The sequence below is a fragment of the Streptomyces sp. HSG2 genome, assembly GCF_016598575.1.
Classification (GTDB): domain Bacteria; phylum Actinomycetota; class Actinomycetes; order Streptomycetales; family Streptomycetaceae; genus Streptomyces.
Window position 1 is genome coordinate 3,817,150 of sequence record NZ_CP066801.1, and the last position, 23,942, is coordinate 3,841,091.

General features: G+C 72.6%; 23 protein-coding genes and 1 tRNA gene. 14 read left to right on the forward strand and 10 right to left on the reverse strand.

The features are described from left to right. Positions 1 to 8: 8 nt before the first annotated feature. The 4 genes from JEK78_RS16460 to aceE form a co-directional block, all read right to left on the reverse strand. Positions 9 to 830, reverse strand: a complete 822-nt coding sequence (locus tag JEK78_RS16460; protein ID WP_200260073.1) for a serine hydrolase domain-containing protein — start codon at positions 828 to 830, stop codon at positions 9 to 11. 152 nt (positions 831 to 982) lie between these two features. Next, the gene (locus tag JEK78_RS16465) at positions 983 to 2,221 is read right to left on the reverse strand and encodes an alpha/beta hydrolase (protein ID WP_242483105.1); all 1,239 of its coding nucleotides are present in this window, start codon (positions 2,219 to 2,221) and stop codon (positions 983 to 985) included. Between the two features lie 174 nt (positions 2,222 to 2,395). Beyond that, complete coding sequence (locus tag JEK78_RS16470) at positions 2,396 to 3,202, reverse strand: potassium channel family protein (RefSeq protein ID WP_200260076.1); 807 nt, start codon at positions 3,200 to 3,202, stop codon at positions 2,396 to 2,398. Between the two features lie 231 nt (positions 3,203 to 3,433). Further along, the gene (aceE, locus tag JEK78_RS16475; protein ID WP_200260080.1) at positions 3,434 to 6,181 is read right to left on the reverse strand and encodes a pyruvate dehydrogenase (acetyl-transferring), homodimeric type; all 2,748 of its coding nucleotides are present in this window, start codon (positions 6,179 to 6,181) and stop codon (positions 3,434 to 3,436) included. Between the two features lie 451 nt (positions 6,182 to 6,632). Between aceE and JEK78_RS16480 the strand changes: the two genes are divergently transcribed. From JEK78_RS16480 to JEK78_RS16505, 6 genes are all read left to right on the forward strand, one after another. After that, a complete protein-coding gene (locus tag JEK78_RS16480; RefSeq protein WP_200260083.1) occupies positions 6,633 to 7,070 on the forward strand; it encodes a DUF3052 domain-containing protein in 438 nt (145 codons plus the stop codon). 143 nt (positions 7,071 to 7,213) lie between these two features. Continuing rightward, positions 7,214 to 7,672 carry a peroxiredoxin gene (locus JEK78_RS16485; RefSeq protein ID WP_200260086.1) on the forward strand — a complete coding sequence of 153 codons (459 nt, stop codon included), beginning with the start codon at positions 7,214 to 7,216 and terminating at the stop codon, positions 7,670 to 7,672. 135 nt (positions 7,673 to 7,807) lie between these two features. Continuing rightward, positions 7,808 to 8,383, forward strand: coding sequence for a TerD family protein (locus tag JEK78_RS16490; protein ID WP_200260089.1), 576 nt, complete (start codon positions 7,808 to 7,810; stop codon positions 8,381 to 8,383). A 100-nt stretch (positions 8,384 to 8,483) separates the two neighbouring features. After that, positions 8,484 to 9,059 (forward strand): TerD family protein, encoded by a 576-nt coding sequence (locus JEK78_RS16495; RefSeq protein ID WP_200260091.1) that lies wholly within the window; start codon positions 8,484 to 8,486, stop codon positions 9,057 to 9,059. Between the two features lie 75 nt (positions 9,060 to 9,134). After that, positions 9,135 to 10,280: a DUF475 domain-containing protein gene (locus tag JEK78_RS16500; protein WP_200260094.1), complete on the forward strand. Its 1,146-nt coding sequence runs from the start codon at positions 9,135 to 9,137 to the stop codon at positions 10,278 to 10,280. A gap of 166 nt (positions 10,281 to 10,446) precedes the next feature. Beyond that, positions 10,447 to 11,184 (forward strand): Tellurium resistance, encoded by a 738-nt coding sequence (locus JEK78_RS16505; RefSeq protein ID WP_200260097.1) that lies wholly within the window; start codon positions 10,447 to 10,449, stop codon positions 11,182 to 11,184. Between the two features lie 95 nt (positions 11,185 to 11,279). On the opposite strand, the gene JEK78_RS16510 is transcribed toward JEK78_RS16505, so the two are convergent. Then, a complete protein-coding gene (locus JEK78_RS16510; protein WP_200260100.1) occupies positions 11,280 to 12,104 on the reverse strand; it encodes a TerD family protein in 825 nt (274 codons plus the stop codon). Positions 12,105 to 12,272: 168 nt separating this feature from the next. Here JEK78_RS16510 and JEK78_RS16515 point away from each other — a divergent pair, with 168 nt between their 5' ends. The 3 genes from JEK78_RS16515 (at position 12,273) to JEK78_RS16525 (ending at position 16,923) form a co-directional block, all read left to right on the forward strand. Continuing rightward, entirely contained in the window at positions 12,273 to 13,448 is a 1,176-nt protein-coding gene (locus JEK78_RS16515; protein WP_200260103.1) for an HpcH/HpaI aldolase/citrate lyase family protein, read from the forward strand. Positions 13,449 to 13,711: 263 nt separating this feature from the next. Further along, positions 13,712 to 16,114: a phosphoribosyltransferase gene (locus JEK78_RS16520; protein WP_242483421.1), complete on the forward strand. Its 2,403-nt coding sequence runs from the start codon at positions 13,712 to 13,714 to the stop codon at positions 16,112 to 16,114. Beyond that, on the forward strand, positions 16,114 to 16,923 hold the full coding sequence (locus JEK78_RS16525; protein WP_200260106.1) for an HAD family hydrolase: 810 nt from the start codon (positions 16,114 to 16,116) through the stop codon (positions 16,921 to 16,923). The genes JEK78_RS16520 and JEK78_RS16525 overlap by 1 nt, the downstream gene beginning before the upstream one ends. A 38-nt stretch (positions 16,924 to 16,961) precedes the next feature. Here JEK78_RS16525 and JEK78_RS16530 read toward each other — a convergent pair whose 3' ends face one another. Both JEK78_RS16530 and JEK78_RS16535 read right to left on the reverse strand, forming a co-directional pair. After that, positions 16,962 to 17,180, reverse strand: a complete 219-nt coding sequence (locus JEK78_RS16530; protein WP_200260109.1) for a zinc ribbon domain-containing protein — start codon at positions 17,178 to 17,180, stop codon at positions 16,962 to 16,964. A gap of 150 nt (positions 17,181 to 17,330) precedes the next feature. Further along, complete coding sequence (locus JEK78_RS16535) at positions 17,331 to 18,773, reverse strand: hypothetical protein (RefSeq protein WP_200260112.1); 1,443 nt, start codon at positions 18,771 to 18,773, stop codon at positions 17,331 to 17,333. Between the two features lie 244 nt (positions 18,774 to 19,017). On the opposite strand from JEK78_RS16535, the gene JEK78_RS16540 reads away from it, so the two are divergent. Both JEK78_RS16540 and JEK78_RS16545 read left to right on the forward strand, forming a co-directional pair. Then, positions 19,018 to 19,092, forward strand: a tRNA-Val gene (locus JEK78_RS16540). Between the two features lie 184 nt (positions 19,093 to 19,276). Continuing rightward, complete coding sequence (locus JEK78_RS16545; protein WP_200260115.1) at positions 19,277 to 19,507, forward strand: DUF2277 domain-containing protein; 231 nt, start codon at positions 19,277 to 19,279, stop codon at positions 19,505 to 19,507. A 25-nt stretch (positions 19,508 to 19,532) separates the two neighbouring features. Here the strand turns inward: JEK78_RS16545 and JEK78_RS16550 are convergent, their stop codons facing one another. Continuing rightward, entirely contained in the window at positions 19,533 to 20,159 is a 627-nt protein-coding gene (locus tag JEK78_RS16550) for a VTT domain-containing protein (RefSeq protein ID WP_200260118.1), read from the reverse strand. A gap of 332 nt (positions 20,160 to 20,491) precedes the next feature. On the opposite strand from JEK78_RS16550, the gene JEK78_RS16555 reads away from it, so the two are divergent. Both JEK78_RS16555 and JEK78_RS16560 read left to right on the forward strand, forming a co-directional pair. Then, positions 20,492 to 21,208, forward strand: coding sequence for a hypothetical protein (locus tag JEK78_RS16555; protein WP_200260121.1), 717 nt, complete (start codon positions 20,492 to 20,494; stop codon positions 21,206 to 21,208). Between the two features lie 291 nt (positions 21,209 to 21,499). Further along, the gene (locus JEK78_RS16560; protein ID WP_200260124.1) at positions 21,500 to 22,156 is read left to right on the forward strand and encodes a hypothetical protein; all 657 of its coding nucleotides are present in this window, start codon (positions 21,500 to 21,502) and stop codon (positions 22,154 to 22,156) included. Between the two features lie 147 nt (positions 22,157 to 22,303). On the opposite strand, the gene JEK78_RS16565 is transcribed toward JEK78_RS16560, so the two are convergent. Next, the gene (locus tag JEK78_RS16565; RefSeq protein WP_200260127.1) at positions 22,304 to 22,711 is read right to left on the reverse strand and encodes a DUF1992 domain-containing protein; all 408 of its coding nucleotides are present in this window, start codon (positions 22,709 to 22,711) and stop codon (positions 22,304 to 22,306) included. Between the two features lie 101 nt (positions 22,712 to 22,812). Between JEK78_RS16565 and JEK78_RS16570 the strand changes: the two genes are divergently transcribed. Continuing rightward, positions 22,813 to 23,205: a hypothetical protein gene (locus JEK78_RS16570; RefSeq protein ID WP_200260130.1), complete on the forward strand. Its 393-nt coding sequence runs from the start codon at positions 22,813 to 22,815 to the stop codon at positions 23,203 to 23,205. A gap of 6 nt (positions 23,206 to 23,211) precedes the next feature. On the opposite strand, the gene JEK78_RS16575 is transcribed toward JEK78_RS16570, so the two are convergent. After that, positions 23,212 to 23,883: an O-methyltransferase gene (locus JEK78_RS16575; RefSeq protein WP_200260132.1), complete on the reverse strand. Its 672-nt coding sequence runs from the start codon at positions 23,881 to 23,883 to the stop codon at positions 23,212 to 23,214. Positions 23,884 to 23,942: the final 59 nt, after the last annotated feature.

A 23,942-nucleotide genomic window follows, 5' to 3' on the forward strand; every position in this document is an offset into this window, starting at 1 on the left:
CGGCGAGGTCAGGCGCGTGCCTCCGCCAGCACGGCGTCGGTGAAGTCCGGCCACTCCTCGACCGCCCACGGACCGAAGGGCCGGTCGGTCAGCGCCACGCAGGCCAGGCGGGCCTCCGGGTCGATCCAGAGGAACGTGCCGGACTGACCGAAGTGCCCGAAGGTGCCCGGGGAGGAGGCCGAGCCGGTCCAGTGCGGCGACTTGCCGTCCCGGATCTCGAATCCGAGCCCCCAGTCGTTGGGGCTCTGATGGCCGTATCCGGGAAGCACCCCACGGGTCCCCGGGAACTGCGTGGTCATGGCCTCGGCGACGGTCCGGGGGTCCAGCAGGCGCGGGGCCTGTGCCTCGGCCGCGAACCTCAGCAGGTCCTCGACGGTGGACACGACGTCCTTGGCGGGCGAGCCGTCCAGGGAGGTGGCCGTCATCCCCAGCGGTACCAGGACCGCCTGGCGCAGGTACTCGGCGAACGGGATGTCCGTGGCCGCGGCGACGTGCTCGCCGAGCCGCTCGAAGCCGGCGTTGGAGTACAGGCGCCGTTCGCCGGGCGGCGCGGCCGGACGGTGTTCGTCGAAGGCGAGGCCCGAGGTGTGCGCGAGCAGGTGCCGGACGGTGGAACCGGCCGGCCCGGCGGGCTCGTCCAGGTCGATGGCGCCCTCCTCGTGGGCCACCAGCACCGCGTACGCGGTCAGCGGCTTGCTCACCGACGCCAGGGGGAAGCGTCGGTCGACGGGACCGTGGGTCCCCATGACCGTCCCGTCGGCTCGGACGACTCCGGCCGCGGCTGTGGGGACCGGCCAGTTCTCGATCAGGGCGAGGCTCTTCGACGACATGTCGAAGAGCCTAGAACGTGGCGCCCAGGCGGTGTCGTCCGCCCGGAGGCTGGGGCCGATGGCGTGCGGCGCGGCGGTACCGCGGGGGCAACGGGCTGTGTCGGGCGGACCGACGGGCGCTTCGCGCGGGCACGCCGGAGTCCTCCGTCGGGTCAGTCGGGTTCCGCGGTCGAGGGGCTCGGAAGGCCCGCCCGGCAGTCCCGGGCGGCGGGGGCGCAGTCCACCTCCCGGTAGGCGCCGACGCCGATCCGCGCGAAGTTGTCGAGGCTCTCGGTGCCGGGCGCGAAGTAGCCGCTGTGCCCGTCCGCGCCCTCGGCCGAGAGAACCCGGGCCCCGAAGGCGGTCGAGACCGGGTCGGCGCCGTGTCCGAGCCCGCCCACCTCCAGATGGGGCACGCTCTCGATCCAGTCGTCGGCGTCCCGCGTCGCCCACACCCGGGCGGAGGTGCGCAGGCCGGACGCGTTCTCGGCCCGCATGCCGGGGCTTCCCGCCACGACGATGTCGCCGACCCGCTTCGGGAGGTCGGGGGCCGCGACCCCGCACACCACCGAACCGTAGCTGTGGCAGAACAGCGAGACCGCGGCCGATCCGGGCAGCGAGCGCACCAGTTCCTCCAGCCGCGGGGCCCCTCGCGCGGCGAGGGCCCCGGTCGCCGCTCCCACGCCGAGGCCCCGGGGCGCCGTGTAGTCGGCCCAGGCGATCACGGCCGTGCGGGAGTCGGGGGCGAGGGCCCGTTCCGCGCGGTACAGAGCCCGCGCCATCCCCGCCGGCGCGCTGTGCGGCCGGTCGGTGCGTTCGTAGGTGAGCAGGTCGCTGTCGACGCCGGGGACGACGACGGAGACGCGTTCCGCCGTCCCGAGGTCCCCGAAGACCTCGGCGACCCGGCCCGACCCGGCCGGGTCGAAGGCGAGGACGGAGCGTTCGGGGCGGGCCAGCCGCGTGTAGCGGCGCAGCCGCCGTTCGGCCTGGGCGCGGCCCGCGGGGGAGAGGCGGGCGTCCCGCGTACGGTGCCGCTCCGCCTCCGCGGCCTCGCGCAGGGCCAGGCGGTTGGCGAGGTAGCGCAGGGACGGAGGGGCGCCGTCCATGTTGCCGACGGCCAGCGGATAGCGGTGGGCCAGGGATACGCGCCGACTCTCGGTGAGCGAGGCGAGGAAGCGCGCGATCCGTGCCGGCCCGACCGCGAGGGACGGCAGTCGCCGTCCGGCGATCCGGCCTTCCTCCCAGGCGGCGACGGAGGCCTGGAGGGCCGGGGTCTCGCGCGGGTGACGCAGGGTCGTCCAGCCGCCGGTCGCCAGCAGGACGAACACCACGGCCAGGGCGAGGAGGGCACGGGGAGACCGCGGTGGGGGGGAGGTGCCCAGGGGGTGCGGGGAGAAGTCGGAGGGAGCCACTGCCAGGACACGATAGGAGAACGATAGGGACTCGCGTGGGCCGAGTGGCCAGGATCACGTGGGGGTGCTGTGGTAATGCGGCCGGTTGTGCGAGGTGGGGCGAGCGGCGCGGGTCGGGTGGTGACCCCGGGACGCGCGGTGGCGCGCGGCCGGGCCAACGGGTGCGGGGTCGGCTCAGTCGTCCGGGCCGAGCCGTTGGACGCCGACCCGCGGTCCTCCCGGCTCGGCGACCGGCTCGGCGGGAGCCCCGCGCAACTCGGCGATCTCGGCGCGGAGCGCGCGCACCTCCTCGGTCAGCGACTCCATCGCCTCGGTCCGCCGCCGGCCCTCCACGTCGTCCCGCTCGAACCGCGCGATGAACCACGCCGCGATGTTGGCCGTCACCACACCCAGCAGGGCGATCCCGGAGAGCATCAGCCCCACCGCGAGGAGCCGACCCGTCCCGGTGGTCGGCGCGAGGTCCCCGTACCCGACCGTGGTCATGGTGGTGAAGGACCACCAGACGGCGTCACCCAGCGTCCGGATGTTCCCCCCGGGAGCGTCCCGCTCCACCGACAGCACCGCCAGCGAACCGAACATCATCAGTCCCACGACAGACCCGACGACGTAGGTCGTCAGCCTGACCTGTGAGGCCATCCTGGCCCGGCGCCCGACCAGGAGCATGGTCGACACCAGCCGCAGCAGACGCAGGGGCCGCAACAACGGCAGAGCGACCGCGCAGAGGTCGAGCCAGTGGGTCCGTACGAAGCGCCACCTGCGCTCGGCGAGCCCCAGCCGGACCAGGTAGTCGCCGGCGAAGGCGGCCCACACGCCCCACTCCACCCAGGAGCAGATCCGCGACACCGTGTCGTCGGTCGGGCCGGCCACGATCGGCACGGCGTAGGCGACCGCGAACAGCGCGGCGGCCAGCAGCATCGGCCGTTGGCTGCGCCGCTCCCAACGAGAGAGCGGCGTCGATTCCGATTCCCCGGTCTCGTCCATGGCGCGCCATCCTAGGGAGATCCGTGAGGTCGGGAGCCCTCCGGGGAGGCGCGACGCGGCGTCCGCGACCCGCGTGCCCCCGGCGCGGGTCACTCCGCGCGGTGCCGGTTGGGCCGGCCGGAACCGCGCGCACGAGGTGCGGGACCGTGTGCGACGGTCCGCGGCACAGCCGAGGAGGCCCGGCACGCGCGGGTGCCGGGCCTCCTCGGCGGGCGTTCGCCGGCCGTCCGGTCAGGCGTCGCCGCCGGCGGTCCCCGGGTCGGCCGCCGTCACGTCGAGGAGTCGGTAGCGGTCCAGGGCCTGCTTGGGCGCGGACTGGTCCACCTTGCCCTCACGGGCCAGTTCGGTCAGGACCGCGACCACGATGGACTGCGCGTCGATGTGGAAGAACCGACGGGCCGCCCCTCGGGTGTCGGCGAATCCGAAGCCGTCCGCGCCCAGCGACTGGTAGCCGCCCGGCACCCAGCGCGCGATCTGGTCCGGGACCGATCGCATCCAGTCCGACACGGCCACGAACGGTCCTCGGGCGTCGGCCAGCTTCCGGGTGACGTACGGCACCCGCCGCTCCTCCTCCGGATGCAGCAGGTTGTGTTCCTCGCACTCCACCGCCTCGCGGCGCAGTTCGTTCCAGGAGGTCGCGGACCAGACGTCGGCCGCGACGTCCCACTCCTCGGCGAGGATCCGCCGGGCCTCCAGGGCCCAGGGGAGCGCCACGCCGGAAGCGACGATCTGCGCGGGGATCGAACCCGTCGTGCCCCGGGCGACGCGGTGGATGCCCCGGAGGATGCCCTCCACGTCCACGTCCTCCGGCTCGGCCGGGTGCTGGATGGGCTCGTTGTAGACGGTGAGGTAGTAGAAGACGTCCTCGCCGTGCGGGTGCTCCGGTGATCCGCCGTACATGCGTCGCAGGCCGTCCCGGACGATGTGCGCGATCTCGTAGCCGTAGGCGGGGTCGTAGGCGACGCACGCCGGGTTGGTGGATGCCAGGAGCTGCGAGTGTCCGTCGGCGTGCTGGAGACCCTCGCCGGTCAGGGTCGTGCGACCGGCGGTGGCTCCGAGGACGAAGCCGCGCGCGAGCTGGTCCGCCATCTGCCAGAACTGGTCGCCGGTGCGTTGGAACCCGAACATCGAGTAGAAGACGTACACCGGGATCAGCGGTTCGCCGTGGGTCGCGTAGGAGGAGCCCGCCGCGATCAGCGAGGCCGCGCAGCCCGCCTCCGAGATGCCGTCGTGCAGCATCTGTCCGGCCGGGTCCTCCTTGTAGGCGAGGAGCAACTCGCGGTCGACCGACTCGTACCGCTGCCCCAGCGGGTTGTAGATCTTCGCACTCGGGAAGAAGGAGTCCATGCCGAAGGTGCGGTACTCGTCGGGAGCGATCAGCACGAACCGCTTGCCGATCTCCTTGTCCCGCATGAGGTCCTTCAGGAGGCGGACGAAGGCCATCGTCGTCGCGATGGACTGCTGACCCGACCCCTTCTTCACCGTCGCGTAGGTGTTGTCCGCGGGCATCGGGAGCGGCTTGGACCGCACGACCCGGCTGGGCACGTAGCCGCCCAGCGCCTTGCGGCGGTCGTGCATGTACTGCATCTCCTCGGTGTCCCGCCCGGGGTGGTAGTACGGCGGCGGGCCGGATTCCAGGGCCTGGTCGGAGATGGGCAGGTGCAGCCGGTCGCGGAACCGCTTTAGGTCGTCGACGGTCAGCTTCTTCATCTGGTGGGTGGCGTTGCGGCCCTCGAAGTTCGGACCCAGCGTCCAGCCCTTGACCGTCTTGGCCAGGATGACGGTCGGTTGGCCGCGGTGCTCCAGCGCCGCCTGGTAGGCGGCGTAGATCTTGCGGTGGTCGTGTCCGCCGCGCCCCAGGTGGAGGATCTGGTCGTCGGTCATGTCCCGGACCATGGCGCGCAGCCGGTGGTCGTCGCCGAAGAAGTGGTCCCGGATGTAGGCGCCGGATTCGGTGGCGTAGGTCTGGTACTGGCCGTCCGGCGTGGTGTTCATCCGGTTCACCAGGACCCCGTCGCGGTCCTGGGCCAGCAGCGGGTCCCAGCTGCGGTCCCACACCAGCTTGATCACGTTCCAGCCGGCGCCGCGGAAGACGGACTCCAGTTCCTGGATGACCTTGCCGTTGCCCCGGACGGGTCCGTCCAGCCGTTGCAGGTTGCAGTTGACCACGAACGTCAGGTTGTCCAGGCCCTCGCGCGCGGCCAGGGTGAGCTGTCCGAGTGATTCCGGCTCGTCCATCTCGCCGTCCCCGAGGAAGGCCCACACCCGTGACCGCGAGGTGTCGGCGATGCCGCGGGCGTGCAGGTAGCGGTTCATCCGCGCCTGGTAGATCGCCCCGATCGGGCCGAGTCCCATCGAGACCGTCGGGAACTCCCAGAAGTCCGGCATCAGCCGGGGGTGCGGGTAGGACGAGAGCCCGTTCGGAGCCTTGGAGTGTTCCTGGCGGAAGCCGTCCAGGTGCTGCTCGTCCAGCCGGTCCAGGAGGTAGGCGCGGGCGTAGATGCCCGGCGACGCGTGCCCCTGGAAGAAGATCTGGTCGCCGCCGTCCCCTTCGTCCTTGCCTCGGAAGAAGTGGTTGAAGCCGACGTCGTAGAGCGAGGCGGAGGAGGCGAAGGTGGCGATGTGTCCGCCGACGCCGATGCCGGGCCGCTGGGCCCGGGAGACCATGACCGCCGCGTTCCAGCGGGTGGCGTTGAGGATCCGCCGCTCGATCTCCTCGTTGCCGGGGAAGAACGGCTCGTTCTTGGTGGGGATGGTGTTGACGTAGTCCGTGCTGCGCATCTCGGGCACGGCCACGCGCCTCTCGCGGGCCCGTTCGATCAACCGCAGCATCAGGTAGCGGGCGCGCTCCCGGCCGCGTTCGTCGACGGCGGCGTCGAGGGAGTCGAGCCACTCCTGGGTTTCCTCGGGGTCGAAGTCAGGAACCTGACTCGGCAGGCCGCCGATGATGATCGGGCTGCGATCGGGTGCGGAAGCCACGCTGTTCCTTCGCTGTCGGAGGGCCGTCACGCCAAGCGGTCCGGCCCGGTGTCTCGCTGACTCCGGCGCCCCGTCCGGGCGCGCCGGCCGGCTGCGCCGGACCCATCGTGCACCCGGCGCGGGCGCACGTCATCTCTATCGTGCGGCACGCGCTCGTGCGCCGGACTACCGGGGCAGTTCATTCGAGTCTCGTACCCCTGGATGATTCCGAGATGCGCAAACGGGGCAGAAAGGTGTGGTGTATGTCACCTTCGGCGGCCTTCGTGGGCCCGAAGTTGCGGGGACCCGGCCGGGATCGTCACCGTTTCGGCGGTCCCGGCCGCCGGGTACTTGCGCGATTCGTCCCGCCCGTGTGGACTACGGCCAACGCCGCGCGCAGGCGCGCGGCCGAGATTCCCCAGGCCCGGTGGGCCGGGGGCACCCCATCCAAGACATGATCAGGAGGCAACCCGTGAGCGCGACCGCGGACCACGCGGAGGAGCGGACGACCCTTGCCGGCAGGCTGGGGTTCCAGCCCGGGCAGGTGGTCCAGGAGATCGGCTACGACGACGACGTGGATCAGGAGCTCCGCGAGGCCATCGAGGGCGCCGTCGAGAGCGACCTGATGGACGAGGACTACGACGACGTGGCCGACGCCGTTGTGCTGTGGTTCCGTGACGACGACGGCGACCTGACGGATGCGCTGGTGGACGCCACCACGTACATCGAGGAGGGCGGCGCCATCCTGCTGCTGACGCCGAAGACCGGCCGTGACGGATACGTCGAACCCAGCGACATCTCGGACGCCGCGAAGACGGCCGGGCTGACGGCGGCCAAGAGCGTCAGTGTCGGCAAGGACTGGAGCGGCAGCCGTCTGGCCACGCCGAAGGCGGCCAAGCCCAAGCGGTAGCCGGGACCGGCCGTCCCGCCCGTCGCCCCCGGCCCGGGGGCGACGGGGGCGAACCGGAGATCCCCGGGACCGTCGGGGTCCGGGTGGTGCCGTCCTGCGTAGGGTGTCCTCGGGAAGCACCCTTCGAAGGGACGGACACGACGATGGTCATCCAGGCCGGCGACCAGGCCCCCGACTTCGCGCTCAAGGACAACCACGGCGCGACCGTGCGGCTGTCGGACTTCCGCGGCCGGCGCCACGTGGTGCTGCTGTTCTACCCGTTCGCCTTCACCGGGGTGTGCGCGGGCGAGCTGGGCGAGGTCCGAGACAACCTGTCGCGGTTCGTCGAGCGGGACACCCAGGTCCTCGCCGTCTCCAACGACTCCATCCACACCCTGCGGGTGTTCGCCGAGCAGGAGGCGCTGGAGTATCCCCTCCTCTCGGACTTCTGGCCGCACGGCGAGGTCTCGCGCGCCTACGGCGTCTTCGACGAGACCAAGGGCTGTGCCGTGCGCGGGACGTTCGTCGTCGACAAGGACGGCGTGGTCCGCTGGAACGTGGTGAACGCTCTTCCGGACGCCCGTGACCTGGACGAGTACGTCACGGCGCTGGACGCGCTGTGACGGTCCCGCCGGCCTCGGGACCGCCGTGCGGAACCTGGCCCGGGGGTGGCGGGAACCCGTCGGTAGGATCGAGTCGTTGATCCGACATCCGATGCAGACGGGGCATTCCGGCCCCCGGACACCAAGGGAGGACTCGTGGGAGTCAGCCTCAGCAAGGGCGGCAACGTATCGCTGACCAAGGAGGCTCCGGGCCTGACCGCGGTCATCGTCGGACTGGGGTGGGACGTCCGCACCACCACCGGCACGGACTTCGACCTCGACGCCAGCGCGCTGCTGCTGGACGGCGCGGGCAAGGTCGGCAACGACCAGCACTTCGTCTTCTTCAACAACCTCAAGAGCCCGGACGGCTCCGTGGAGCACACCGGGGACAACCTCACCGGTGAGGGCGAGGGTGACGACGAGCAGATCAAGATCGATCTGGCGGGTGTCCCCGCGGACGTGGAGAGGATCGTCTTCCCCGTCTCGATCTACGACGCCGAGAGCCGGCAGCAGTCCTTCGGGCAGGTCCGCAACGCCTTCATCCGGGTGGTCAACCAGGCGGGCGGCGGCGAGATCGCCCGCTACGACCTCAGCGAGGACGCCTCGACCGAGACCGCCATGGTCTTCGGGGAGCTGTACCGGCACGGCGCGGAGTGGAAGTTCCGGGCCATCGGCCAGGGCTACGCCTCGGGCCTGCGCGGCATCGCGCAGGACTTCGGCGTCAACGTCTGACCGGATCCGCCCGCGCGGCCCCCGCCCGGCGGGTGCGGCGCCGCGCGGGCGTCCGACGTCGACGGCACGACGGACCACCACTCGGGGAGGGACCACAACGATGGGCGTCACGCTCGCCAAGGGGGGCAATGTCTCCCTGTCCAAGGCCGCGCCGAATCTCACACAGGTGATGATCGGTCTCGGCTGGGACGCGCGCTCCACCACCGGAGCGCCTTTCGATCTCGACGCCAGCGCGTTGTTGTGCGGCGGCGGCGGGGTCCTCGGAGACGAGTGGTTCGTCTTCTACAACAACCTCAAGAGCCCGGACGGCTCCGTGGAGCACACCGGGGACAACCTCACCGGCGAGGGCGACGGTGACGACGAGTCGCTGCTGGTGGACCTTTCCCTGGTTCCCGACCGATGCGACAGGATCGTTTTCCCGGTCTCCATTCACCAGGCCGACGAGCGGGGGCAGAGTTTCGGGCAGGTCGCCAATGCCTTCATCCGGGTCGTCAATCAGGCCGACGGCCAGGAACTGGCCCGCTACGACCTGAGCGAGGACGCCTCGACCGAGACGGCGATGATCTTCGGCGAGGTCTATCGCCGGGACGGCGAGTGGAAGTTCCGGGCGGTGGGGCAGGGGTACGCGTCGGGGCTTCGCGGCATCGCTCTAGACTTCGGGGTCAATGTTTCGTAAAGCCGGGTACGACGGCGGGGGAGACCGCCCTCGGGGGCGGCTCGGGCGGGATCTCCATCAAGGATTGGGTAGCCAGTGGTTCTGAAAACCTTCGGCTGGTCGTTCGCGGTCACCGCGCTCGGCCTCGTGGCGGCGTTCGTGTTCGGGGGGTGGGCCGCCTTCGGGATCGTGGCGATCCTCTCCATCCTGGAGATCTCGCTGTCCTTCGACAACGCCGTGGTCAACGCCGGAATTCTGAAGAAGATGAACGCCTTCTGGCAGAGGATCTTCCTCACCATCGGCATCCTCATCGCCGTCTTCGGAATGCGGCTGGTCTTTCCGGTCGTCATCGTCGCCGTCAGCGCTCAACTGGGCCCGATCCAAGCCATCGATCTGGCTCTCAGCGACAAGGACCGCTACCAGGAGCTGGTGACCGACGCCCATCCGTCGATCGCGGCCTTCGGCGGCATGTTCCTGTTGATGATCTTCCTCGACTTCCTCTTCCAGGACCGGGAGATCAAGTGGCTGAGCCGGCTGGAGCGCCCGCTGGCCAAGCTGGGCAAGGTCGACATGCTGGCGGTCTGCATCGCTCTGGGCGTGCTGCTGCTCTCGGCGATCTTCTTCGGCGCCCAGGCCCACCAGCACGGCGGCACCTACGCGGACAAGACCGAGACGGTGCTGCTCGCCGGGATCGGTGGCCTCATCACCTACATGATCGTCGGTGGTCTCTCCGGGTTCTTCGAGAACCGCCTGGAGGAAGAGGAGGAACGCGAGCACGAGGCGGAGGAGGCCGCCGCCCGCGCGGGCAAGCCGCGTTCGGCGGTCAAGATGGCCGGCAAGGCCGCCTTCTTCATGTTCCTCTACCTGGAGGTCCTCGACGCCTCCTTCTCCTTCGACGGCGTGATCGGCGCCTTCGCCATCACCAACGACATCGTCCTGATGGCCCTCGGACTGGGCATCGGCGCCATGTACGTCCGATCGCTCACCGTCTACCTGGTCCGACAGGGCACCCTCGACGAGTACGTCTACCTGGAGCACGGCGCCCACTACGCCATCGGCGCGCTCGCCCTGATCCTGCTGGTGACCATCCAGTACGAGATCAACGAGATCGTCACCGGGCTCGTCGGCGTGGTCCTGATCGGCGCCTCCTTCTGGTCCTCCGTGCGTCGTAACCGGTCGCTGGCCGCGAGTGACGACGGGGCGAGGCCGAGCGAGAAGGCCGAAGTCCCCTCCGGGGTGTGAGCCGGACCGGGCGGGCGTCCGTTTCCGGTCACCGGCGCCCGGTGTGAACGGCGGCCGTCGGAGGAACGCTCTCCACGGGGCGAGGGCGGGGTGTCCCGCCCTCGCCCCGCCGCGAGATCCCGGCGGCCGGTCCCGGCCGACCCGGAGCGACGACCTTGGGGGCGCAATGGGTTTCCTGGACGGACTGTGGCGGGGGCGCGCCGCCGACTTCGAATCGGGCAGCGCGGCCACCAACGCGATCGAGCTGACCAAACGGAACGGCCAGGTCTCCCTGACCAAGCAGGGGGCGGCCACCGGGCATCTGCGCGTGAACCTCAGCTGGCGGATGCGCACCTCCGACATCGGCGGGCCGCGGCGGGAGAGCCTGCTGCGGCACCCGTTGAAGGCCTTCCGCCCTCCCGAGGTGATGGGGCACACCCAGAGCATGGTCGACGTCGACCTCGACCTGGGGTGCCTGTACGAACTGCGGGACGGGACCAAGGGCGTCGTGCAGCCCCTCGGCGGCTACCTCGGTGACGTCAACGCCCCGCCGTACGTCAAGCTCAGTGGCGACGACCGGTTCGGTTCCGCCTCGGGGGAGACGATGTACGTCAATCTCGACCACCGGGACGCCATCAAGCGGCTGCTGGTCTTCGCCTACATCTACGACCAGACCCCCGCCTTCGACCGGACGCACGCCATCGTCACGCTCTACCCGAGCAACGGACCCCGCGTGGAGATCGACCTGGACGAGCGCCAGCCGCAGGCCAGGTCGTGCGCCGTGGTCCTGATCGAGAACGTCAAGGGGGAGATCGTCGTCCGTCGCGAGGTCAGGTTCGTGTACGGCTTCCAGGGCGAGTTGGACCGGCTCTACGGCTGGGGCCTGCAATGGGGCAGGGGCTACAAGACGAAGGCGGGCGGCTGACCGGCTCCCTCGCGCGTCCCACGACGCCGCCCCGCCCCGCCGGGGCGCGGGGCCGACGGACGGGGTCGGTCGCGCCCGCCGACGCCTCCGCCGCGTCAGGCGCCGACGAACTGCGGCCCCTGCGGAGGCATGCGGAAGGCCGGATCGGGCACCGGGGCGACCGGCGGCGGCACGGGACCCATCGGGGCCGGGGGAGCGGCGGGCACCGGCGGATAGCCGTACCCGGGTGTGGGCGGTGCCGTCGGCGGTCCTCCGTAGGCCGGGGCCGGCGCGCCGGGCGGCCATTCGGGCGGCAGCGGGGCGGCGGCCTCGGGGGCGTCCGGGGCCGCCGAGGGCGCGCCGACGAGCGCCGTCGTCTCCTCCTCCGGCGCCTCCTCCGACTCGTCCACGGAGATGCCGAAGTCGGTGGCGAGCCCCTTCAGCCCGTTCGCGTACCCCTCCCCCAGGGCACGGAACTTCCAGGCCTCCCCTCGTCGGTAGAGCTCGCCGCAGATCAGGGCCGTCTCCCGACCCGTCTCCGGATCGACGTCGAAGTGGGCGAGGGGTTCGCCGTCCGGGTCCTCGGCGTCGTGCAGCAGGAGGCGCAGGCCGCGTACCCGGTCGAAGGTCATGTCGTCGGCGGAGGCCACCAGCAGGACGCGACCGATCTCCGGCTCGATGTCACGGAGTTCGACCTGGATCTCGTCGGTGATGGTGTCCGCGCTCCGCTGCTGTCCCAGCCGCCACACCCGTTGGGAGGGGTGGCGGGGCTGGTTGTAGAAGACGAAGTCCTCGTCCGAGCGCACGCGGTCGTTCGGGCCGAGGAGCAGGGCGGAGGCGTCCACGGCGGGCACTCCCTGGCCGGGGGACCAGCGCAGCACGGCCCGTACCGTGCCGGCGCCCAGCGGGATGTTCGACCCCTTCAGCATCGCGTGCGTCATGCCCGTCATCCTGCCCCCTCGGTCCTGGTCACGACAACGCGGCCGGTCGCCCGGACCGCGCGAGCCCACCGGCCGGGCCCCGAGGGAACCCCCGACACCGGTCCTTACGTACTATTACCGGCCACCTTCGCCATGCTCCCAGCCCCCAGACAGCGACGGGAAGTCCCCATGCGTCATTTCGGGCATATCGCCCCCGAGGTGCGGAAGCGCCTCTTCCATCGGGAGCCGGTCGCGTTCACCGCCGACTCCCCGCCCCGACTGCTCGCCGCGGCCCTCGGCGCCACCCTCTACAGCCCGGCCACCCGCCCCCGGCTCGCCGAGGACATCCTCCGACAGGCGTCCCGGGGCGTGGTGTCGATGGCGCTGTGCCTGGAGGACTCGATCGACGACGCCGACGTGCCGGCGGCCGAGGAGAACCTGGTCCGCCGGCTCGCCGAGCTCGCCGAGCTCGCCGCCCGCGCCGACGCCGACCCGCCGCTGCTGTTCGTCCGGGTCCGCACCCCGGAACAGATCCCGGACCTGGTGCGCCGCCTCGGCCCCGCCGCCCGACTGCTCTCCGGATTCGTCCTGCCCAAGTTCACCGAGGAACACGGCGTGCCGTTCCTGGAGGCGCTCGCCGACGCCGAGGCGGCCGGTGGACGACGGCTCTTCGCCATGCCCGTCCTGGAGTCCCCCGAGCTGCTCTACCGGGAGTCCCGCGCGCAGACCCTGGACGGCGTCTTCCGGGCCGTCGACAAGTACCGGGACCGCGTCCTCGCCCTGCGCCTGGGGGTGACGGACTTCTGCTCCGCCTACGGCCTGCGGCGCGGCCCTGACATGACCGCCTACGACGTGCAGGTCGTCGCCTCCGTCATCGCCGACGTGGTGAACGTGTTCGGGCGGGCCGACGGTACGGGCTTCACCGTGACCGGGCCGGTGTGGGAGTACTTCCGCGTCCACGAGCGCATGTTCAAACCGCAACTCCGCCAGAGCCCCTTCCTCCAGGTCAGGGCGGCGGCCCTGCGCGACAGGCTGATCGAGCACGCCATGGACGGTCTGCTGCGGGAGATCTCCCTGGACCAGGCCAACGGACTGCTGGGCAAGACTTGCATCCATCCCTCCCACGTCTCCCCCGTCCACGCGCTCTCCGTGGTCAGCCACGAGGAGTACGGCGACGCTCGGGACATCCTGAGCCCGGACCGGGACGGCGGCGGGGTGCTCAGGTCGGCCTACACCAACAAGATGAACGAGGTGAAGCCGCACCGCGCCTGGGCCGAGCGGACGTTGCTGCGCGCGGAGGTGTTCGGCGTCGCCGCCGAGGACGTCGGCTTCGTCGACCTGCTCGCCGCCGGGCCGGCCCGGTGACGGGGGGAGACCCGGCCCGGCGGCCGGAACACGGACAGGCACGGGGAACGGCGAGCGAGACGGTGGACGACGTGGGACACGAAACGGTGGGCGGCCCGGAACCCGTGACCGGGAGCGGAGGGCACGGACGGGCCGGGAGCCCCGGGCGATTGGACCACCCGGAGCCCGACCCGGCCGGAACGCTCCCCGAACACGCCCGGCGACGACCCGCCGACCGCCGGGACGACCCGAGGCGACCGGCCGCCGTCTGGTCCGGCACGTGGGTGACCGAACGGCTGGGCGTCGAACTGACCGGCGACGACGGACTCCGCGACATGCTCGGACTCGCGGTGCGGCGCAACCCCAGGCGGGCCCACCTGCTCGTCTCCCGAGTCCTCGGCAAGCACGTCCCGCAGACCCCCTCCGTGGTGTACGGCCACGGCTTCGCCCTCGGACGACGCGTCGCCGACCTGCTCGGACCCGAGGCCGGCTCCGCCGTCGTCCTCGGATACGCCGAGACCGCCACCGGGCTCGGCCACTGCGTGGCCGACGGCCTCGGCGACGTCCCCTACCTCCACTCCACCCGGCGCCCCGTGAAGGGTGCCGAACCGGCGGGCGGCTTCGAGGAGTCCCACTCGCACGCCACCTCCCATCTGCTGCTCCCCGAGGACCCTCGGCTGCTGGCTGGCGCCGGGCCCCTGGTCCTCGTCGACGACGAGTTCTCCACCGGCGACACCGTGCTCAACACCCTCCGGGCACTGCACGCACGCCATCCCCGCCGGCGGTACGTGATCGTGGCCCTGGTCGACCTGCGCGCCCCCGCGGACGCCGCCCGCCTGGAGGACTTCACCCATGAGACCGGGGCCCGCGTCGACCTCGTGACGACCGCGGCCGGAACGGTCCGGCTTCCCCGCGACGTCCTCGACCGCGGCGCGCGCCTCGTCGCCCGGCACGAGACGGCGCCGCCACCACCGCCCACCGCCGCCGGGACCGTGCGACGGATCGACCCTCGGTGGCCGGCCGGACTGCCCGACGGCGCGCGCCACGGCTTCACCCCCGACCACCGTGCCCGGCTGGAGCGGGCCCTGCCCGAAGTCGGCGCCCGGGTGGCCGCCGCCCTCCCGGCCGAGGCGCGCCGCGTGCTCGTCCTCGGCTGCGAGGAGTTGATGTACACCCCGCTCCGCGTGGCCCTGGAGTTGGAGCGGACCGTCGAAGCGGAGGTGCGCTACTCCACCACCACCCGTTCGCCCGTCCTGGCCGTCGACGACCCCGGGTACGCCATCCGCAGCCGACTGGTCTTCCCCGCGCACGACGACCCCGTCGACGGCCCCGGCGACCGCTACGTCCACAACGTCGCCGGCGGCGGCTTCGACACCGTCGTCGCCGTCGTCGACTCCGCCGCCGACACCCCCGCGCTGCACGCCCCCGGCGGGCTGCTGGACCGCCTCGCCGCCCACGCCGCCCAGGTCCTGCTGGTGGTGATCCCCTCCCACACCCCCACCCCGCCGAGTGCTTCTCGGCGGGCCGTCGCGCTGCCCGACCCGCTGCGCGGCCCGGCCTTCTCCTCCTACGCCCCCGAGGAAGTGGGGTGGCTGCTACGGGACCTCTCCGACGCGGCCCTGGAGGCCCCCACCGAGGAACGCGAGGAGGCGATCCAGCGAGGCGGCGCCCACTACGCGGAGTCGCTCCCGGTCGAGTACCAGCCCACGCGGGAGTACCGGAGCCTGTTCCACTCCGCCCTGCGCTCCTCCGCGCCACGCCTGGCGGAGGCGGTCGGGACCGTCACCGACCTCGTCCTCGCCGAGCGGTCGCCGAGACCCGTCCTGGTCTCCCTGGCCCGCGCCGGCACCCCGGTCGGCATCCTGATGCGCCGCTGGGCGCGGTTCCGCCACGGCCTGGACCTCCCGCACTACGCGGTCTCCATCGTCCGAGGACGCGGCATCGACGCCAACGCCCTGCGCTGGCTGGCCGCCCACCACGACCCGGCCGACGTGGTGTTCGTCGACGGCTGGACCGGCAAGGGCGCCATCACCCGCGAACTCGCCGCCTCCCTCGCCGACTTCGCCGCGTCCGACGGCGTCACCGGGTTCGACCCGGGGATCGCCGTCCTGGCCGACCCCGGTTCGTGTGTGCGGACCTACGGCACCCGGGACGACTTCCTCATCCCCTCCGCCTGCCTCAACTCCACCGTCTCCGGACTGGTCTCCCGCACGGTGCTCCGCGGCGACCTGGTCGGCCCCCACGACTTCCACGGGGCGAAGTTCTACCGGGACCTCGCGGGCGCGGACCTCTCGGCCGTCTTCCTCGACGCCGTGTCCGCCCGCTTCGGAGAGGTGACCGACACCGTGGACACCCGGTGCCGGCACCTCCAGGCCGCCGACCGCACGCCCGACTGGCAGGGCTGGGCCGCGGTGGAGCGGATCAGCGAGCGCTTCGGGATCGGTGACGTCAACCTCGTCAAGCCCGGGGTCGGCGAGACCACCCGGGTCCTGTTGCGCCGCGTGCCGTGGCGGGTGCTCGCCAGGCGGGGCGCCGGCCCCGACCTCGACCACGTACGCCTGCTCGCCGGACAGCGGGGCGTGCCCGTGGAGGAGGTCGACGACCTCCCCTACACCTGCGTGGGACTCGTCCACCCCCGCTACACGCGCGGGGCCACCGGCCGCGACGGCCGGACGGTGACGGTCTGATGCCGGTACTCGTCGCCAGCGACCTCGACCGCACGCTCGTCTACTCCGCCGCAGCGCTGGCGCTGACCGTGCCCGACGGGGACGCCCCCCGTCTGCTGTGCGTGGAGGTCTTCGAGGGCAGGCCGCTGTCGTACCTGACGGAGACGGCGGCCGGCCTCCTGGTCGAGCTGGCCCGGGCGACCGTGTTCGCACCGGCCACCACCCGTACCCGCGAGCAGTACCGACGGATCTCCCTGCCCGGCCCGCCACCCCGGTACGCGATCTGCGCCAACGGCGGCCATCTGCTGGTCGACGGCGTCAGCGACCCGGACTGGCACCGCGCCATCGCCTCCCGACTGGCCGGCGAGTGCGCCCCGCTGGACGAGGTGCGGTCGCACCTGCGCTCCACCGGCGACCCCCGCTGGGTGCGCAAACACCGGGTCGCCGAGGACCTCTTCGCCTATCTGGTGGTCGAACGCGACCGACTGCCCGAGGGCTGGATCGAGGACCTCTCCGGCTGGGCGCGGCCCCGGGGGTGGTCCGTCTCCCTGCAAGGCCGCAAGGTCTACGTCGTCCCGGGACCGCTCACCAAGAGCGCGGCCCTGCGGGAGATCGCCCACCGCTCGGGGGCGGACCTGACCCTCGCGGCGGGCGACTCCCTCCTCGACGCCGACCTGCTGCTCGCCGCCGACCGGGGCTGGCGTCCGGGGCACGGCGAACTCGCCGACGAGGGCTGGACGGCCCCCGGGGTCGACGCCCTGCCCGAGCGCGGCGTCATGGCGGGCGAGCGCATCCTCGAGGAGTTGCTGCGCGCCGCGCGCCGGCGGTGACCGCCGGCGCGCGGCGCGCTCGACGGCGTGCGGTCGGATCAGCCGCAGCAGCCGCCGCCGCAGCAGCCGCCGGAGCCACCCGACGGGGGCGCCGCGCTCGGAGCGGCGGCGGCACCGCCGACCGCGACCGTCGACAGCAGTTTCACGGTGTCCCCGTGACCCGCGGGACAGGTGGCGGGGGAGGCGGACTCGGCCATGGGGCGGCGCAGTTCGAAGGTGTCGCCGCAACTCCGGCAGCGGTAGTCGTATCGAGGCATGCGCACAGGCTAGCCGGACCCCTCCGGAATCGCCCGGTCCGGCCGCCCGTCCCGGCCGACGCGGAGTGGGATGCGACCGGCACGCCCGGCACGCCCGCCACACACCAGGGGAGCCGACCGAGGAACCGTGCGATCGTCGGGACGGCGCCGTCAGGGTGTGCCGGCCGGACCCGACCCGCCACCGCGTTCCTCGCGGATGCCGGCGACCACTCGCGCGGCGATCTCCCGGACCTCGGCCGTCTCCGTCAGGAAACGCCAATAGTCGGGATGCCGACCCCGCAACGTGGTCCGGGCGCGCTCCAGGCGCGCCACCGCCTCGTCCAGCGGGCGGGCGTGCCGGGGGTCGGCGGTGTGTCGCCCGGCCATGGCGAGCCGCTGGGCGTCCCGCACGGCGAACCTGGTGCGCTCGACCTCCCGGTCCGGGTCCTTCTGGACGGCGTCCAGCTGTCGCAGCCGCTCGCCGGCCGAGGAGACGGCCTCGTCGGTGGAGTCGAGCAGCGCGCGGACCGTCGACAGCAGGGCCGTCGCGTCGGGCCAGCGTCCCTCGTCCCTCGCGGTCTCGGCCTCGGCCAGCCTCCGCTCGGCCCGGCCCAGGGTCTCGGTCGCCTGCTCCGGGACCCGTTGCAGGTCCTGCCAGCACGACGCGGCGAACCGTCGCCGCAGTTCGCTCAGGACCGGTGCGACCTGTTCGGTGCGGTTGCCGAGCGCCTGGGCTCGGGTGCGCAGCGAGATCAGTCGGGTGCCGATCTCGGTGGCGCGCCGGGGCAGCCGCTCCGCCTCCGCCCGCACGGCCTCCGCCTCCCGGCCGACGCGCCGGGCGCGCTCCAGGGTCTCGGCCAGGCCGTGCCGCGCGGCGCCCTCGTTCAGCCGGGTCAGCTCCGGTCCCAGAGCGGCCAGTCGGGCGGCGAGGTCGTCCGCTCCCAGCCCCGCCGCCCGGGCGTGATCGAGTGCCTCGGAGGCGGCCGTCAGGGATCGCCGCGCGCCCTCGACGGTGGGGGCGAGCCGGGCGAGCCGGGTCTGGGCGTCGCCCAGCAGCGGTTCGAGTTCCTCGGCGAAGCGGTCCAGTTCGGCACGGACCGCGGTGAGTTCGTCCCGGGCCGCGGTGAACTCCGCCCGGGCCCGCGAGGCGGCGGCGGTCTCCAGACCGTCGCGGTCGAGGTCGTGCGCGTCCACGGCGGCGATGTAGTGGTGGCTGGCCTGGTCGATCCGTCCGCCCAGAGCCGCGAAGGCCTCGACGACGCGGGCGGCGGCGGGGGAGTCGTCGACGGCGGAGACGGTCTCGACGGAGATCCGCAGATCACGCTGGGCGCTGTCCAGCTCGTAGAAGGCGTCCGCGGCCCCGTCCTTGGCCGCCTGCGCCCGGGCGCGTTGACTCTCCGCCCGCCCCCCGAACCAGCGCCGGGTTCCGCCACCGGTGAACGAGGCGGGCAGGACCAGGGCGGTGAGCACCGGCAGCCACAACAGCGTGCGCGTGACCTCGCCTGCGCGGGCTCGGCGGGGTTCGGGAGGGCGCCCACCCGGGGCGCGGCGCGGTCCTGCGACCGCGTTCGGCGCCGTCACCGGTGGTTCCGGCCGCGATGGTGTCGCCGTCATGTCCACTCCCGTGCCGCTCGCGCTGCCCGGTCCATTCTCCCATCCGTGCCGGGCGTGTACACGGAGTGGTGGCCTCGCCGGTCGACCCCGGAGGCGGAGGCCGTGCGGGGGGACCGGGCGGGGCCGGGGCGGACGGTGGGGAGCCGGCCGGAGACCGCTCGGGCGGACCGGGGGCCGGGGATTGCCGGGCACGGTTCGGGGGCATGTAGGCTGTCGGCTCGTCCTGGGTGCTCGGCCCGGGTCCGGGTGCGTAGCTCAGGGGTAGAGCGCCTGCCTTACAAGCAGGATGTCGGCGGTTCGAAACCGTCCGCGCCCACCAGTGGCTGTGACGCCTCGTCGGGCCCGGGGGGAACACGGTCCGTGCCGACCCTCGTCGTGTGGCCTCCCGTCGGGGCGCGGTCCTCGTGTGTACGGGGCGTCCGTCGCCTCGGCTCTTCACCGCCCGCCCCGTTCCGAGGGTGGTGACGCTTCCCGCTCCGGGCTCGGTGGACGAGACTGGAGGCATGTGCCGCAGCATCACGACGCTTCGTCCGCCCGTCCTCGCCGAGCCGGCAACCGACGAGGAGATCCGGGCCGCCGCCCTCCAGTACGTGCGCAAGGTCTCCGGCTTCCGGCGGCCCGCGGAGCACAACCGTGAGGTGTTCGATCAGGCGGTCGAGGCGGTGGCCGCCGCCACGACGGCGCTGCTCGACGGCCTGGAGATCCGGGGAGTCCGGGCCCGACGGGACAGGTGACGCCCGGGCCCCGCGGGCGGTGAGGTCAGGACGCCGCCTCGGTCGCCCGAGGGTGTCGACGCATCAGATGGGCGGCGCCGGCGCCGACCACGACCAGCGCCGCCAGGGACACCCCCGCCGCCAGCCAGGTTCCGCCCAGCCACCGCGCCCCGAGGTGACCGAGGGCGACGCTGTACGCCGCCCAGGACAGCCCGGCCAGGGCGGACCAGGGCAGGAAGTCCCGGACCCGGCGGTGGGCGGAACCGGCGGCCAGGGAAACGACCGAGCGACCGGCCGGCGCGAACCGGGCCAGCACCACCAGGGGGCCGCCGCCCCGCACCAGTGCTCCCCCCAGGCGCTCCCGGGCTCCGACCAGTCGGCGCGAGCGGGCGATGGCCCGGTCCAGCCGGGGCCCGCCCCTGCGGGCGAGTCGGTACGCCGCCATGTCGCCCAGAACGGACGCCGTGGCCACGCAGAGGACGAGGGCGAGACTGTCCGGGACGTCCTGCGCCACCCGGCTCGCGGCACCGCCGCCCGCCGCGGCGGCGGTGGCCGCCGTGATGACCAGCACTCCGCTCGGCAGCATCGGCAGGAAGACGTCGAGGAGGACCGAGAGGCCCACCAGGCCGTAGATCCACGGGCTGCTGACCAGAGCCGCCACGCTGTCGAACACCCTTGCTCCCCACGAGTCCCCCGTGAAGCCGCCTCCCACCGCGTGGGTGGGCGCGCGGCCATGACAGGCATAGAGCGTACGCCGGGGGTGTGACGGAGGATTCACCGGGGCACGTTTCGGTCTCGCACGCCTTCCTCGTCCGGGGCCCCTGTCGCCCTCCCGCCAGTCGTCGCGGTTCGGTGCCCTCGACCGGTGCCCCCGACGGAGCGGGGTCCCCCGTCGAGCCCAATCGTCACGGGAACGGACCGTCCGGCGTTGCGAGGCCCGAGCAGGCGACTCAGGGTGTCAATCGCCGAGCAGGCATCCGAAGATCTCTACGGAAGGGTTCATCCATGAAGCACGCCGTGCGCGCGGGAGGACGGTGGTCCCGGAGAGCGGGACTGACCACGCTCGCCTCCCTCGCGGCAGTCCTCTCCCTCGGGCTCGCCCCCTCCGCGGTGGCGGTCGAGACCACCGGACACCGCGTGGCGGCCTCGGACACGACGGGCGCGGGCGGCACCGACTGTCCACTGGGCTCGTCGCGTCGCTGCGAGTCCCGCTACGACGTGGGCGCCAGCGTCTACCGCGACTTCGACAGCCAGACCATCCCCACCAGCACCGTGACGCGGATCCTGTTCGACACGGCACTCTACGACACCGACTCCATGTTCGACGCCGCCGACTCCTCGCTCGTCGTCAACACCCCCGGCCGCTACCTCGTCAACGCCAACGTGTTCTGGACCGGTCTGACCCCCGCCACCGGTCGGATCTACGAGACCTTCCTCCTGATCAACGGCGACTCCGTGGCCTTCAACGACCAAGAGGCGCTGCCCACCTTCGCCACGCAGGGCGTCACCGCCGTCCTCGACCTGGAGGAAGGGGACCGGATCACCCTCGCGGTGTTCCAGAACACCGGGAGCGACGCCGTCTCGCAGACCGTCACCGGCAACTCGGACCCCGTCGCCCCGGTGCTCCAGGCCGAGCTGCTGACCCCGGCCGAGTCCGAGAAGGACCCCAAGCCGACCTCCGAGACGGCCGACGCCCCGGCGACGGCCACCGACTCCGCCTGATCGCTTCCGCCCGGCGACCCGTCTCGTCGCGGTCCTCGTGGGGGCCGTGACGGGGCGGGCCGAGGCGCTCGTCGAGGAGCGGTTCGGGGCAGGCCGATCGGAAGGGAGCGACGCGACCGTCTGATGATCACGCATTCGGGATTGACCCGATCGACGTCTTCGAGGCCCCCCGTTGGGCCCAATCCCGCCCGACATGGGCCGCCGCGTGCCGGACATCGACGCTCGGAGCGCGAGGCTGGCCTGCGCCACCAGGCGAACCGACGAAGAAGACCGATGAAGAGGAGTCCACCCATGAAGAACGCCGTGCGTGCGGGAGGGGTGTGGTCCCGGCGAGCCGGACTGACCGCGCTGACCTCGATCGCGGCAGCCCTGTCCCTGGCGTTCGCCACCCCCGCGGCGGTCGGGGTCACCAACCCGCACGTCGCCGTCGCCGACAGCGCGGGGACCGTCGGCGACTGCGTGAAGGGGTCGAAGCGGGGTTGCCGGCTCGACGTCGGCGCCAGCGTCTACCGCATGTCGGGTCCGCAGACCATTCCGTCCGGCGTCACGACGCAGGTCCTGTTCGACACGGCGCTCTACGACACGGACGCGATGTTCGACGCGGCGGACTCGACGCTCGTCGTCAACACCCCCGGCCGCTACCTCCTCAACGCCAACGTCTTCTGGGCCGGACTCACCCCCCTGGAGAGCGCGATCCACGACGTGGTCATTCTCGTCAACGGCGGCGCGGTGGCCTTCAACAGCCAGATCGTGGACGTCACCCAGGCGACGCAGGCGGTCTCCGTCGTCCTCGACCTGGAGGAGGGCGACGAGATCGCCCTGACGATGTTCCAGAACACCGGGAACGACGCCTCCTCGGTGGCGCTCACCGGCATCGAGCGCCCGGTGTCGCCGGTGCTCCAGGCCGAGCTGCTGTCGGCGGCGGACTCCAAGAAGAGCGACGGCTGAGACCCTCGCGGTGCGCGGGCGGATCGGGGGCCTCCCGTTCCGTCGGCTCGGAAGGCCGGCGCGCCCTCGGCGCGTCGGCCTTCTTCGCCGTACGGCCTCGGCGCCGGTCGGGACACGGCGTCGCGGTCGGTCGCCGGGACCGCGCGTTCAGGAAGGGTCGTGGCGCTCCCGCCATCGACGGACGACCTCGTCGACGTCGTAGGGGCGCAGCCCGAGCGGCGGGCCGGGCATCGGCTTGAGCGTCATCTCGCGGATCTTGGCGTTGATCCGGTCGACGATCTCCCTCACCCCGCGCTCGGAGGGCGCGCGCTCCGCCTCGGCCAAGGCGTCCTCGGCCTCCTTGCGGAGGGCGAGCGTGGGCGGGAGCGCGGAGAGCCCCTCCCGCGCCATCTTCCTTTTGAGCCACCAGTGTTCGTCGTAGGAGGCGTCCACGTCGCGGGGCAGGGGCTTGCCCGCTCCCGGCAGCTCGGCGAAGTCGCCACGGGACTCCGCGGCGCTGATCTGTCGGTCGACCCAGCTCTCGAAGTCGATGCCGGGGGGCTTCCGCTCGGTCATGGCGCCCATTGTGCCGGACAGGCCGGCGCGGGCCGAACTATCATGCGGCGGCGGCGGGCGGATCCGGCCACCGCGCAGCGCGGTCTCAGGAGGATCTGCAGATGCTCGAACTCACCATGGCCACCGTCTCCGGGACGGACGAGGGGGCCACGGCCGGGATGCTCATGGCGGACGCCCCGAGCACGGAGGGCTCGATCCTGTGCGTGGGCCGGGACCGGTCCGCGTGTCGGCTGGTGACGCCGGACGAGTGGCTGTTCGTCTCCCGGGTGCAGTTGGAGTTCCGGTGCGGCCCGGACGGCACCTGGCAACTCAGCTGGCTGCGCGGTTCCCTGCCCGACCCGTCCTCCGTGGTCAGGCTGGTCTCCGGGGCGTACGCGCAGCCGCTGCTCTACGGCGGCACCGTGCAGTTGCCCAGGGGTGGCGAGGGCGAGGTGGTGATCCAGGACCGCGCCGGCCCGCGCACGGTCAACGTCGGCTATCACCACGAGGCGTGAGCCCGCTCAGGCGAGCACCCGGGCCAGCGCGAATCCGTCGTACCCCTTGCCTCCGACGGTCTGGATCGCGGTCCCGCTGAGGCGTGGATGATCGGCGATCAGCTCGATCGTGGCCCTTGTTCCCCGGGTCGCCTCGTCGGCGCTGTCCGCCTCGGTCACCGTGCCGCCCCGGACCACGTTGTCCACGACGATCACGCTGCCCGCGCGGGTGAGTTTCAGCGCCCACTCCACGTAGTGCGGGTTGCCGGCCTTGTCGGCGTCGACGAAGACCAGGTCGAAGGGGGGAGGGTTGTCCTCGGCCAGACGCGGGAGGGTCTCCAGCGCCGCGCCCACCCGCACGTCGACGATCTTCTCCAGTCCGGCCCGGGCGATGTTGCGGACGGCCACCTCGGCGTGCCGGGGTTCGTACTCCAGGGTCGTGAGTCGTCCGTCCTCGGGCAGCGCGCGAGCCATCCAGATGGCGCTGTAGCCGCCGAGGGTCCCGATCTCCAGGATGTTCCGGGCTCCCACGATCCCGGCCAGCAGGTGGAGGAACTTCCCTTGCGTGGCGGTGATCTGCACCGACGGCAGCCCTGCCGCGTCGCTGTCGCGCAGAGCCGCCCGGAGGACCTCGTCCTCGGGTGCCAGATGGGAGTCGAAGTAGTCGTCGACGTCCTGCCAGAGCCGCGTCTCGTTCAAGGGCCCGCCTCTCCACGATCGATCAACCTGTTCCGCGGCCACCGACTCTCGCAGAAGCC

Coding starts and splice junctions, on each gene's coding strand:
- JEK78_RS16510 (WP_200260100.1), bottom strand. CDS start 12,104: ATGACGCACGCGATGCTGAAGGGGTCGAACATCCCGCTGGGCGCCGGC.
- JEK78_RS16515 (WP_200260103.1), top strand. CDS start 12,273: ATGCGTCATTTCGGGCATATCGCCCCCGAGGTGCGGAAGCGCCTCTTC.
- JEK78_RS16570 (WP_200260130.1), top strand. CDS start 22,813: ATGCTCGAACTCACCATGGCCACCGTCTCCGGGACGGACGAGGGGGCC.
- JEK78_RS16545 (WP_200260115.1), top strand. CDS start 19,277: ATGTGCCGCAGCATCACGACGCTTCGTCCGCCCGTCCTCGCCGAGCCG.
- JEK78_RS16470 (WP_200260076.1), bottom strand. CDS start 3,202: ATGGACGAGACCGGGGAATCGGAATCGACGCCGCTCTCTCGTTGGGAG.
- JEK78_RS16530 (WP_200260109.1), bottom strand. CDS start 17,180: ATGCCTCGATACGACTACCGCTGCCGGAGTTGCGGCGACACCTTCGAA.
- JEK78_RS16505 (WP_200260097.1), top strand. CDS start 10,447: ATGGGTTTCCTGGACGGACTGTGGCGGGGGCGCGCCGCCGACTTCGAA.
- JEK78_RS16525 (WP_200260106.1), top strand. CDS start 16,114: ATGCCGGTACTCGTCGCCAGCGACCTCGACCGCACGCTCGTCTACTCC.
- JEK78_RS16535 (WP_200260112.1), bottom strand. CDS start 18,773: ATGACGGCGACACCATCGCGGCCGGAACCACCGGTGACGGCGCCGAAC.
- JEK78_RS16565 (WP_200260127.1), bottom strand. CDS start 22,711: ATGACCGAGCGGAAGCCCCCCGGCATCGACTTCGAGAGCTGGGTCGAC.
- JEK78_RS16485 (WP_200260086.1), top strand. CDS start 7,214: ATGGTCATCCAGGCCGGCGACCAGGCCCCCGACTTCGCGCTCAAGGAC.
- JEK78_RS16460 (WP_200260073.1), bottom strand. CDS start 830: ATGTCGTCGAAGAGCCTCGCCCTGATCGAGAACTGGCCGGTCCCCACA.
- JEK78_RS16555 (WP_200260121.1), top strand. CDS start 20,492: ATGAAGCACGCCGTGCGCGCGGGAGGACGGTGGTCCCGGAGAGCGGGA.
- JEK78_RS16560 (WP_200260124.1), top strand. CDS start 21,500: ATGAAGAACGCCGTGCGTGCGGGAGGGGTGTGGTCCCGGCGAGCCGGA.
- JEK78_RS16495 (WP_200260091.1), top strand. CDS start 8,484: ATGGGCGTCACGCTCGCCAAGGGGGGCAATGTCTCCCTGTCCAAGGCC.